Annotated in this window: 10 protein-coding genes and 1 pseudogene; all 11 read right to left on the bottom strand. The window is 62.0% G+C overall.

The window, feature by feature from the left end:
• Window positions 1-4: 4 nt before the first annotated feature.
• Window positions 5-3,484: a DEAD/DEAH box helicase family protein gene (locus tag CSQ85_RS10125; RefSeq protein WP_150383949.1), complete on the bottom strand. Its 3,480-nt coding sequence runs from the start codon at window positions 3,482-3,484 to the stop codon at window positions 5-7.
• A gap of 45 nt (window positions 3,485-3,529) precedes the next feature.
• The gene (locus tag CSQ85_RS10120) at window positions 3,530-3,781 is read right to left on the bottom strand and encodes a DUF2442 domain-containing protein (protein WP_107041250.1); all 252 of its coding nucleotides are present in this window, start codon (window positions 3,779-3,781) and stop codon (window positions 3,530-3,532) included.
• A gap of 12 nt (window positions 3,782-3,793) precedes the next feature.
• Complete coding sequence (locus tag CSQ85_RS10115; RefSeq protein ID WP_150383948.1) at window positions 3,794-4,051, bottom strand: DUF4160 domain-containing protein; 258 nt, start codon at window positions 4,049-4,051, stop codon at window positions 3,794-3,796.
• A gap of 18 nt (window positions 4,052-4,069) precedes the next feature.
• The gene (locus CSQ85_RS10110) at window positions 4,070-5,176 is read right to left on the bottom strand and encodes a restriction endonuclease subunit S (protein ID WP_150383947.1); all 1,107 of its coding nucleotides are present in this window, start codon (window positions 5,174-5,176) and stop codon (window positions 4,070-4,072) included.
• Complete coding sequence (locus tag CSQ85_RS10105; protein ID WP_150383946.1) at window positions 5,176-6,657, bottom strand: class I SAM-dependent DNA methyltransferase; 1,482 nt, start codon at window positions 6,655-6,657, stop codon at window positions 5,176-5,178. The genes CSQ85_RS10110 and CSQ85_RS10105 overlap by 1 nt, the downstream gene beginning before the upstream one ends.
• Before the next feature lie 174 nt (window positions 6,658-6,831).
• Window positions 6,832-7,776: an RluA family pseudouridine synthase gene (locus CSQ85_RS10100; protein WP_150383945.1), complete on the bottom strand. Its 945-nt coding sequence runs from the start codon at window positions 7,774-7,776 to the stop codon at window positions 6,832-6,834.
• Window positions 7,773-8,312: a signal peptidase II gene (lspA, locus tag CSQ85_RS10095; RefSeq protein ID WP_150383944.1), complete on the bottom strand. Its 540-nt coding sequence runs from the start codon at window positions 8,310-8,312 to the stop codon at window positions 7,773-7,775. The genes CSQ85_RS10100 and lspA overlap by 4 nt, the downstream gene beginning before the upstream one ends.
• A gap of 20 nt (window positions 8,313-8,332) precedes the next feature.
• Window positions 8,333-9,664: a DivIVA domain-containing protein gene (locus tag CSQ85_RS10090; protein WP_150383943.1), complete on the bottom strand. Its 1,332-nt coding sequence runs from the start codon at window positions 9,662-9,664 to the stop codon at window positions 8,333-8,335.
• A gap of 154 nt (window positions 9,665-9,818) precedes the next feature.
• Entirely contained in the window at window positions 9,819-10,100 is a 282-nt protein-coding gene (locus CSQ85_RS10085) for a YggT family protein (RefSeq protein ID WP_107041193.1), read from the bottom strand.
• A 115-nt stretch (window positions 10,101-10,215) separates the two neighbouring features.
• Complete coding sequence (locus tag CSQ85_RS10080) at window positions 10,216-10,734, bottom strand: cell division protein SepF (protein ID WP_107041192.1); 519 nt, start codon at window positions 10,732-10,734, stop codon at window positions 10,216-10,218.
• A 54-nt stretch (window positions 10,735-10,788) separates the two neighbouring features.
• Window positions 10,789-11,035 (bottom strand): annotated as a pseudogene (locus CSQ85_RS10075) (cell division protein FtsZ); the annotation flags it as partial.

Raw genomic sequence — 11,035 nt, 5'->3', positions numbered from 1 at the left:
GCCGTCACTTCGTGCCGGAGGGCATCTTCGCGTTGTCCATGACCCGTCTGATGCAGACGATGAGGTCCCCGGCGAGCCCGCCCGGGAACAGCTGCATGAGGGGACGGGGTCGGCTGAAGCGAGGTTTGCCGAGGTCGCTTGGATCGAGATACCCGTTGGCTTCGATGTAGGCGACGACCATGTGTAGGAACGCGGTCTGCTGGGGGTTCAGCGGATGCTTGTTGATGAAGTCGGCGAACGCCTCCTCGGCCGCCTTGTGGTCGAGTTTCGCGATGCGTCGCACCAGCAGCCCGAACGGGCTGTCCGCATAGGTGGCCTTGTAGTCCTCACGCGTGCCGAGGTATTCGACGAAGATGTGCTGGAGATCGCCGTAGTCGTCCGCCGTGATCGGCTCGTTGCGGTGGATCTTGCCGATCACCCCTTCGTTGAGATGCTCGTTGATGTAGCGGTTGACCTTGAGCTTGTAGTCCTCGTAGTGCTCGCTCATGTCGAACGGTTCACCTTCCGTTCGCCATGTCACGGGGTCGGACAGGTCGGTGATGATGAGGCGTCGTCCTCCTTCCCCGGCGGTGTACCGGATGAGTCCGCGCAGGGCGACGCGGATGCGTTCCAACTCCTTGAGGTCCGCTCCGATGAGATACCCGGAGTCGGAGGAGATGTGTTCGATGAGTTCACGCTGCTCCAGCACCGGGTCCAGGGTCATGCGGTCGTTCAGTCTGGAGACGGAACGGCGTATGCGACTGGCAAAGAAGCGGGAGTTCCGCTTCGAGGACCCGTCCTTGATCCGCGTGAGCATGAGGCCGTAGATGAGCGAGTCGAAGCGCAGCGCATCCTCATCGGACTCGTCGTAGCGGACGAGCGGCGCCACATCCTCGGTGAGCGTATGCAGATCGAGTTCGCTGATCACATCGAATCGCGACCGTTCGCGGAACGGTTCGACGGCGGCCCGCCTGAGCCGTACGGCCGCGGTCGCGTCGTTGAGTTCGGCCACGCGGGCGTGGAGGTCATCGGCGAGTTCCCGACGCCATGCGCGCAGGTCCGCGTCTTCGGCGTATGGCGCCGATTGGAGCGTCCTCGCGATCGACGCCTTGCGCGCGAACACAGCTTCGCTCAGCGACCCGGCTGGGCTGACGTCGACGGTATTGGGGTTGGTGCGGAAGAAGGCGAAGTTCGAGCAGTAGTCGAAGATGATGAAACGACGCTTATCCACGTATTCGCCGTCGATGCCGTCCACGCAGTCGAGGCCATCGCAACGGCGCGTGCCGCGGCCGACCATCTGCAGGAACTTGATCTTGGAACGGACCTTCTTGAAGAAGACGAGATTGACGATTTCAGGTACATCGACGCCGGTGTCCATCATGTCGACGGACACGGTGATGACCGGCATGGGCTTGCGTTTGAAATCTTTGATGAGACGGTGGGAATGGTCGTCGCCATGCACGACCGCGGCGATGTATCCCTGAGCCGCGAGTTTCGGCCACCGTTCGCCGAACCGTTGCACGATGTAGTGGGCGTGCGCCTGATTGACGGCGAAGATGACGGTCTTGCCGAGACGTTCCCCGCCGGCCGTCTTGATGCCGTTGGTCTCGAGATCATCAAGCACGGCGTCCACGGTGGAAGGGTTCATCACGAACCGGTTGAGCGCATCGGCGTCCACATGGTCGGGCACGTCACGCTTCCAGCCCTCTTCGTCTTCACCGTCCTCGCCAATGTCCCGACCGTCGGGCGCAAGTCCGAGCTCCTTCTCGCCGAAATCCTCCTCGTAGCGTCGTTTCTCGTCATCTGGAAGATCGTCGTACACGATGCCGTCGTCCATGAACTTCGTGGACGCCTCGATGTTGTGGTACGGCACGAGCACGCCGTCCTTCAGGGCCTGCTCGTACTCGTACACGTAGGTGGGTACCCCGTTCTCGACGTGGAAGAACTCGTAGGTGTTGCGGTCCACCTCGTCTCGCGGCGTGGCGGTGAGTCCGACGACGAGCGCGTCGAAATAGTCGAAGATGACGCGGAACTTGTTGAAGATGGACCGGTGCGCCTCGTCCACGATGATGAGGTCGAAGTGTGCCGGAGAGAAGACCTGGCGCCCGTTTTCGTCGGTCTGTGCATCGATGGCGTTGACCATGGTCTGGTAGGTGGAGAACACGATGGGTGCGGTGAGGTCGCGTTTCTTGCCGCACATGTTGCACAGCGACTGGTTGGGCAGGTATTCGCCGTAGTCGTTTGCGGCCTGTTCGACGAGGGTGACGCGGTCGGCGAGGAACAGCACATTGGTGACGAGGTTCGCTCTCATCAGCACGTCGGTGAGCGCCGCCGAGACGCGGGTCTTGCCGGTGCCGGTGGCCATGACGAGCAGGGCGCGACGCTGTCCCTGCTCGATCGTGTCGCATATCGCCCTGATGGCTTCGATCTGGTAGGGACGCCCTTTGCCTGCGATGTTCAGGTCGACGGGGACAGTGGAGGGTCGTGTTTCCCTCTTACGGCGTTGCATGATGCGTTCCATATCGGCGCGGGAGAACACCCCGCCGACGGGCCTCGGGTTGCCATGGGCGCCGGCCACGTATTGGGTCTGATAGCCGTTGGAGAGGAACACGAGCGGCCGGTCGCCATATTCGCGTTCGATGCAGTCGGCGTACCGGAGCGCCTGGGTGAGTCCTTCCCGCACGTCCCGCGAGGTGCGTTTCGCCTCGATGATGGCGAGGGGCTTACCGTTGCGTCCGTTGAGCAGGTAGTCGATTCTTCCGGTCTTGCCGGGCTCTCCGTCCATGTCGTTGACGGGACGTTCGCGGATGACGTCGCGATCCATGTCCCATCCGACGCGGGCGAGGTCCTGGTCGATGAACTGCACTCGCGTCTCGTACTCGTTGAGGTCGATCGACGGCTCGGGCTCCTGTGTCGTGTGAGGGGCCGCCTTGCGCTCGGCGAGCTGTTCGGAGAGCTCGCGCACGCGCTGTTCGAGGGCTTCGATGTGCGCGTCCTTCTCGCCGATCTGCGCCTGATACTCCTTGCGGGCGGCCTCCTCCTTGCGTTTGATCTCCTCGGCGGAGAGCGTGTAGGTGACGGTGGGGATCTGTTTCGGGTCGAAGGTGCGGCGTCGGTAATCGCTGCCGTACGTGTAGTCGATCCATTGGGTGAACGTGAAGAGGAGCTTCAGGGCGAAGAGCGTGTTCTCGGGCTTGATCCTCACCTCGCGGTGGGTGGCCATGTTGCCGTTCTTGATGATGTATTGGAAGGACTGCCACAGTTGTTCGTTGCCGATGGCTTGGATGAACGTGGGTTCATGCACGAGGGATTGCAGGTTGTCCTTGTACGGCGGCGTGATCGCGCTGTCCGCGGCGTACATCCATTTGACGGCGAGTTCGAAGGCGCGGCGCGTGGCCATCGCGCTGATCGTCGGCGAGAGATAGAACGCATTCTCCGCGTCCACGCACGCCTGTGCGAACATCCCGTATTCGGCGTTGTTCAGGAGGTACGTGAAATTGCCCATCGCTCTGCCTTCCCTGCCTTCTCTGCCCTTTATCGGCCGACTCCCCTAGTCGACGACCATGTCGGAACGGACGCGTTCCGGGGCGATGTCGATGCCATTCGGCCAAGTCGGGGCGCCGGCCACGAGTCTCACGCCACGGAAGACGGACCTGTCGCGCAACGCTCGGAAGTCACCCTGATCGAGGTATTTCGACATGTCGAACACGCCATGGGCGCCGTCGGAGCAGGCGACCTTCAGCCTGTATCCGTCCAGAGGCGTCACTTCGGTCACATCGCACAGGTAATCAAGAAACGACATCATCGGCTCCCTCTAACGCAACGGATCGATACGCATCGGCTGTTCGCCGGCATGGCACACTTCCCACGAGGCTTTGAGCTCATCCTCGTGGATCGCCGCCCACGCCGCCACTAGCCTGTGCTGTTTGCGGGGCAGTTCACCGGACAACACATCGCCTTCAAGGGAGTACACGGCCTTGGTTCCCTGATATTCGACGTGCATATGGGGAGGGTTGTGGTCATCTGCGTACATACGCACGATGATGCCGTAGAACATGCTCACGATCGGCATGCCAACTCCTTTCGCCGGCTACGCGAAATAGCGCTGTGTAAGGCTATCGTACAACGTGTTGAGGCGGTCGAGCTGCTGGTTCAGATCGGTTTTCAGCGATTCGATCTGCCGCACGAACGCCGCGAACTTTCGCTGCAGTTCGATGGGCGGGACAGGTATCTCCGTATTCGATAGCGCCTTGATGGAAAGATACGAGACCGTTGTACCTGATGTGATTCCCAACAGCTGGTTCCTGAATGATGGCATGGCGAACAGATGAACGAGGAACAGCGGATCAGGACTGTCCTTCCGCTGCTTCAGCCAGGTGATCATGCCGTCTTGGAAGTAGAAATCATCCGTGGGCTTCACCACATAGCACAGTCCCATCGTGCCACGGGCGGTTACCAGAATGTCATCTGCCTGCGGAACCTGATCGTTCGCTCTCAACCTTGCAAAAGTCTCAGAATCGACATATCCGGAGCATAACGACTCGTCTCCTGCGATCCGACTGGTCAGATCTCCAAGCTTCAAAAATGGGACACCGCTGGTTTGCAAATCCTTGGCATAGATGCGCTTCGCCGAAGTTACGACGTACAGATCATTCATCTTACGACGAGGCCACCGGTCGATCTCCTGTATGGGGTCGCCAAACATCTCTATGAAGCGGGACTGTACGAGTTCGTCGGTCTTTGCCAGCATCTGCTTAGCAAAAGTAATCTGCTGTTCGATGACATCAAGAATGGCCACGAAATGATACTGATCACTTATATCAACTAGGGGAATTTCCACCTGCTGTAAATTTCTTTTAGTCAGACTTGGAATAGTCACTGTCGAATTGAGCCGCTCGAAGTCAAAGAAACGGCAAAAATGATAAAGATATCTTGGTAGAAGTTTGCTTGAATCACTCACAAGACCAAATGCGGTGTCGACATTCCAAAATGGTTCTGTTACATATATTGGCTTGTTGATATTTCCTTTACGCCCTATAACAACAGTATCTGGAGGACAAATAAAGGAATCTGCGTATCCCATTACGCCTCCACTACCGTAAATAGGGTATTTACCAGCAGGATTTTCCACCAGACGCTGGTTTTTTCCGTTGATGACAGTAACTACATCCCCCAAGCGAGTTTTTTTCATATCCATCACTCACCATCCTTGGCGAGCAGGGCGTCGAGCTCGTCCATGCCCTTGACGAACCGCGCGTTGAGGTCGCGCAGTTCGGCCATGAGCTGGCTGGTCGGCGGATACTCCTTCTTCTCGTACGCCACCTCGACGTACTTGTTGAAGCTCAGGTCGTAACCCTTCTCGATGATCTCCTCGCGAGGCGCCATAAAGCTCTGTTCGGTGCGCGCACGCCCACGCTCACCGTCACGGTCCGCCCAACGCGCAAGGATGTCGGGGATGTCGTTGTGCATCGTGTCCTCGTCGCGCTTGTCGTCCAACGTGAACCCGTCGTGACGCATGTCGTAGAACCACACGTCACCGGTGCTGCCGGGCGTGTCCGTCTTGGTGAACACGAGCACTGCGGTGCTCACGCCCGAATACGGCTTGAACACGCCGGATGGCATGGAGATCACCGCCTCCAGCTTCTGCCGCTCCACCAGCTCCTCACGCAGCTGACGATACGCCTTCGCGTTGGAGCGGAACAGCACACCGTTCGGCACGATGCACGCGCAACGGCCGCCGGGCTTCAACATGCGCAGGAACAGTCCGATGAACAGCAGTTCCGTCTGCTTGGTGTCCACGATGGCCTTGAGGGAGTCGTCCACGCCCTCCACGTCCACGGAACCGGTGAACGGCGGATTGGCGAGCACCACGTCGAACCTGTTGCGGATCGTATTCGCGCGGGAGAGGCTGTCGCGATTGTGGATGTCCGGCTGCGTGACACCGTGCAGCAGCATGTTCATCGCGGAGATGCGCACCATCGTCTGATCCGTGTCGAAACCGGTGAACTGAGGTCCCTCGAACAGGTTCCACTGCTTCTCATCCATGTCGTCGCCATACCGCGCCTTGATCGATTCGGCGGCGGAGATGAGGAACCCGGCCGTACCGCACGCCGGATCGCACAGCAGTTGACCGGGCTTCGGGTCCACGAGCGCGACCATCATGTCGCGGATATGCCGCGGTGTCCTGAACTGGCCGTTCGCGCCAGCCGTGTTGAGCTTGCTCAGCATGTACTCGTACAGGTCGCCCAAATCGTCCCGGTCGGTCACATAGTTGTCGAGCAGGTCGTCGATGCCGTTGACGGCACGTTCCAGCGTCTTCGGCTTGGTGAAGCCGAACGAGGCGTCCTCCATGCTTTCGGCGAACGCGTTGTCGGTGTGCAGCGTCTTGATGAACGGGAACACGCGGCCCGACACCACGGCGAACATGTCCTCGGGGCGCATCGTCTTGAATACGTGCCAGCGGATCTCCCGCCCTTCGGGAGTGTCGGGAAACACACTGTGGAACTCCTGGCCGGTCATGGTGGCAAGACGTTCGGCCTCGAGGTCGTTGTCGTCGAGCTGCTTCATGAACATGAGGTAGGTCAGCTGCGTGATCACCTCGATGGGGTTGGTGATGCCACCCTCCCACATGCGCTGCCAGACATCATCCACCTTGCTCTTGATGCGACCTGTGATCACGCGACAGTCCTCCCATTACGTACTAGGCTGCGATGCAACGAACCGCAATTCCGATGACATCAACTCTACAGGTGTATTAACCGGACAATGCCGTAACGGAACACACCACATGAACTACCCCTCAGACCCGCTTCGCGGGCCAGCTCCCCTGACAAGGGGAGCCTGAGTTGGGGGTCAGTCGGCGGCCACCACGTCGTCGTTTTTGTGGCGGGCGCGCATGACCTCCAGAGCATGGGCGAGGTCGGCGGGGTACTGCGACTTGACGGTCGTCCACACGCGGGTGCGCGGGTGGCGGAACTCGAGCTGCATCGCGTGCAGCCACTGGCGGTCGAGGCCGACCTCGGCGGCGAGCACCGGGTTCGCGCCGTACATGTGGTCGCCGACGAGCGGATGCCCGATCGAGGAGAAGTGCACGCGGATCTGATGCGTGCGGCCGGTCTCGAGGTTGACCGACACCAGCGTCGCCTCTCCCCCGAACCGCTCCATCACATCCCAGTGCGTGACGGCCGGCTTGCCGGCGGGAGTCACGCAGAAGCGGAAATCGGACACCTTCGCGCGGCCGATCGGCGCCTCGATCGTCGCCTTGTCCTGCTTGAGCGAGCCCTGCACGAGCGCATGATACGTCTTGACGACCTCGTGTTCGGCGAACTGCCGTCGCATCTCGACGTACGCGAGATCGGACTTGCATACGAGCATGAGGCCGGACGTGCCGACGTCGAGGCGGGAGACGATGCCCTCGCGTCCTGCGGCGCCGTACGAGGTGATGTGTACGCCGCGGTCGCGCAGCGAACCGAGCACGGTCGGACCGGTCCAGCCGACGGAGGCGTGCGCGGCGACGCCGACGGGCTTGTCGACCACCACGACGTCGTCGTCCTCATAGACGACGGCCATGTCCTCGGCGATCGGCTCGGGCGCCTCGCGTTCCTCGGCGAGGTCGAATTCGACGGTCTCGCCGGACTGGAGGATACCCGATTTCGCGATGCTGCGGTCGAGCACACGGGCCTGACCGGAGTCGATGAGTTCGGCGGCCTTGGAGCGGGAGACGCCCAGCATCTTGGAGACCGCGACGTCGAAGCGCTTGCCGATCAGCGCATCGGGGGCCGGGACCAGACGGCTCATGCCGCCCCGCCTTCTCTGGCGGCACCCCGCTTCTCGTCGAGGTCCTTCTGGCTGAACGGCACGTTCGTGAGGAGCATCACGACGATGACGACGCCGGCGACGACCAGATACACGTCCGCCACGTTGCCCACGGACCAGCCGTAGTTGAGGAAGTCGACGACCTTGCCGTTGAGGAAGCCGTCGGCGTAGGCGACACGGTCGATGAGGTTGCCGAACGCGCCCGCGAACGCGAACGACAACGCGACGGTCCACCCCAGCGAGATGGTGCGCACGGCCAGCACGACCAACGCCACGCATGCGACGATGGCCAGCAGCGAGATCATCCACGTGGACCCGGAGCCGAAGCCGAGGGAGGCTCCGGGGTTACGCACCAGCGTGAACGACAGCAGGCCGGGGATGACGGGGATCGTACGACCGTCGCCGAGCGCGTCCAACGCCCACAGTTTGGTGAGCTGGTCGACGATCAGCGCGACGACGGCGACACAAGCAAAGACGGCCACGCGTGCGCGCAGCCGTCCCTTTCGAATCTGTCCCATGGAGTGGATTCAGCTCGAGATCACTTGCCGGACTGCTCGGTTCGGCTGTAATTGTTCGTATCCGACACCTGGTTGACCAGCTGGCCGAGGAAGTCGGTCAGGCGGGCGCGGTACTCGGCTTCGAACTGCTTGAGACCCTGGATGTTGCCCTCGATGAGCTTGGACTCGTTGGTCAGGTTGGTGCGCACCTGATCCGCGTAGTCGTCGGCCGCGGCACGGGTCTTCTTGCTGTACGTATCGGACTCGGCGCGCAGCTTCTTGTCGTAGGCGACGGCGTCCGCACGGACCTTCTTGTCGTAGTCGGCGGCGCGGCGCTGCACCTCGGCCTCGTACTGATCGGCCTCGTTGTGCTTCTCGGTGAGGTAGGTGTCCGCGTCCTGACGGGTCTTGACGGAGTAGGCGTCCGCCTCGGAACGGGTGCGGTCGGAGTATGCGTCGGCGTCGGAGTGGACGCGCTTGTTGTAGTCGTCAGCCTCGGTGCGGGTGCGGTCGGAGTAGTCGTTGGCCTTGCCGATGAGGTCGTTGTAGTCGCGCTGGCTCTTCTCGGAGATCTCCTTGGCCTTCGCCTTGCCCTTGTCGACGTACTGGTCGTGCAGCTGCATGGCCAGGGTCAGCATGGCGGTGGCGCGCTCGGGCTCGGTGCCAGCACCGGCCGCGGCGCCCGCGATCTTCTGCAGGGAGCCGGTCTCGGTGCTCGGCTCGACCTTGGAGACCTGCTCGCGCAGCTGGTTCTCACGCTGCTTGGACTCCTCGAGCCTGCGGGTCAGGTCGGCGATCTGCTGCGCCTGCTGCTGCACGCCGGCGGCCTGCTGCTGGAAGGCGGCCACCTGACGGGACAGGTCCTCGTTCTGGGCGCGGAACTGGTCGCGCTCCTTCTGGATGGCGGCGATCTGCTGGGCGACGGCATCCTGGTTGCCGGAGGCCTGCGCGACCTGCGCGGTGAGCTGGTCGATCTGCGCGTTCAGCTGGTCGGTCTGGGCCTTGAGCTGCTCGTTCTGCGACGTCAGCGCACGGTTGGACTCCTCCGCCTCGGACAGCTTCGCGGCGACGACCTGAGCGTTCTGATCCCCCTTGCCGGCGCCCTGCTGCATTGCATCCTTCAGCTGCTTGTTCTCGCCCTGCAGCTGCTGCACCTGCGCGTTGAGATCGGAGATCTTCTGATTGAGAGCGGTGACGTCCGGGCCCAGCGACTGGGTCGCCTGTCCTCCCGCGACGGCCTGCTTGCCGAGCGCCTCAACGGTCTCGGTGACCTGATCAAGGAAATCGTCGACCTCGTCGACATCATATCCTTCCTTGAAACGCACCGTCTGGAATGTGCGCTCCCTGATGTCTTTCGGCGTCAACAGAGCCATAAATCTTACACCTCGCTTTGGGGCTGTGCCTCGCTTACGTTGGTATCACACATGACCTTACCACGTACCCTGAGCTTTTATGGAGTTTTCGTGGTGTTCGCGGGATATTCAAGGCATGTTGTCGCCGTCACGGGCTCCGTCAGATGAGCGCGCGTCAGATGAGCGCGCGCAGCAGTACCAGCAGGAAGTACAGGACGATGAAGCTCAGATCGAGCGACACCGGCCCCAGCGGCAGCGACGGGATGTAGCGGCGCAGCCAACGTAGCGGCGGATCGGTGATCCGATAGACGATGTCGATGATGGTATAGACGAACCCGCGCGGACGCCACGTCGGCGAGAGGATCGCGACCCAGTCGAGGATCATGCGGATGAACAGCACGGTGATGTAGGCGTCGATGAGGCCGTCGATCAGACGCATCAGGATGATGAAAAGCATACGGCCACCGTACCAATATTCATGGAACGTTCGCTGGGAACAAACACAAACGGCTCCCGGAAAAGGGAGCCGAATGTATGGGAGCGGACGCTGACGAACGTCGACGACGCGTCGATCAGTCGCCGAACAGGTCCTGCGCGCCGCTGGCGGCGAGCGGCTCCTCCACCTTGATGTTCACCTGGGAGGGGCTCAGCAGGAACACGCGCGGCGTGACGCGCTCCATCGAACCGTGCACGCCGAACACCACGCCGGCGGAGAAGTCGACGATGCGGTAGGCCACGGCCTCAGGCACGCCGGTCAGGTTCAGCACGACGGGCACGCCGTCGCGGATCGCGCGACCGACCATCTGCGCGTCCTCATAGGACTTCGGGTGGATGGTGGTGATGCGGTTCATGCGGGCCTGGAACGGGTTCGCGCCGCGGGAACCGGAGGACGCGGACAGCGACGGGCCCGACTGCGCCGGCTTGGTCGACGGCATCGGGGTCACCACACGATCGGAGTCGAACGCCGGGGCCGAGGTCGAAGCCGGCGCCACGGGCGTCTCCGGCTCCTCGGCGACGTCGAAGTCGTCATCGTCCTCGGCCACGTCCGACATGCCCAGATAGGACATCGCGTTCTTCATGAACCCAGCCATGTCTTAAGTCCTTGTCCTTTCGTTGCTTTCGTCTTTCCGCCCGGCGCCAGCGGCTCAGCGCAGGAAGTCGGGGATGTCGAGATCGCCCGCCGGATCGTTCGGGTCCGGCGCGTATGTGGGCTGCTGATACGGCTGGTACGGCTGAGGCTGATACGGCTGCTGCGAGGGGTATCCCGGAGCCGGGGCGAAGGTGAACGGCGACGTGGACGGCGGCACCTGCTGCGGCTGGGCCGGGGTGGCCGGGGTCTGCGCCGGGATCGGACCGGTCTGCGTCGTCGGCTGCTGGGCCGGGGCCGGGGAT

This window comes from Bifidobacterium rousetti (assembly GCF_008698235.1).
Taxonomy (GTDB): Bacteria; Actinomycetota; Actinomycetes; order Actinomycetales; family Bifidobacteriaceae; genus Bifidobacterium; species Bifidobacterium rousetti.
The sequence above is the reverse complement of the archived record's forward strand: the minus strand, read 5'-3'. Positions and strand labels throughout refer to the sequence as shown.

What these genes read in the sequence shown, in the direction of transcription:
- CSQ85_RS10085 (WP_107041193.1), bottom strand. Translation starts at nt 10,100, where the DNA reads ATGCTTTTCATCATCCTGATGCGTCTGATCGACGGCCTCATCGACGCC.
- CSQ85_RS10115 (WP_150383948.1), bottom strand. Translation starts at nt 4,051, where the DNA reads ATGCCGATCGTGAGCATGTTCTACGGCATCATCGTGCGTATGTACGCA.
- CSQ85_RS10100 (WP_150383945.1), bottom strand. Translation starts at nt 7,776, where the DNA reads ATGAGCCGTCTGGTCCCGGCCCCCGATGCGCTGATCGGCAAGCGCTTC.
- lspA (WP_150383944.1), bottom strand. Translation starts at nt 8,312, where the DNA reads ATGGGACAGATTCGAAAGGGACGGCTGCGCGCACGCGTGGCCGTCTTT.
- CSQ85_RS10080 (WP_107041192.1), bottom strand. Translation starts at nt 10,734, where the DNA reads ATGGCTGGGTTCATGAAGAACGCGATGTCCTATCTGGGCATGTCGGAC.
- CSQ85_RS10110 (WP_150383947.1), bottom strand. Translation starts at nt 5,176, where the DNA reads ATGGATATGAAAAAAACTCGCTTGGGGGATGTAGTTACTGTCATCAAC.
- CSQ85_RS10120 (WP_107041250.1), bottom strand. Translation starts at nt 3,781, where the DNA reads ATGTCGTTTCTTGATTACCTGTGCGATGTGACCGAAGTGACGCCTCTG.
- CSQ85_RS10125 (WP_150383949.1), bottom strand. Translation starts at nt 3,484, where the DNA reads ATGGGCAATTTCACGTACCTCCTGAACAACGCCGAATACGGGATGTTC.
- CSQ85_RS10090 (WP_150383943.1), bottom strand. Translation starts at nt 9,664, where the DNA reads ATGGCTCTGTTGACGCCGAAAGACATCAGGGAGCGCACATTCCAGACG.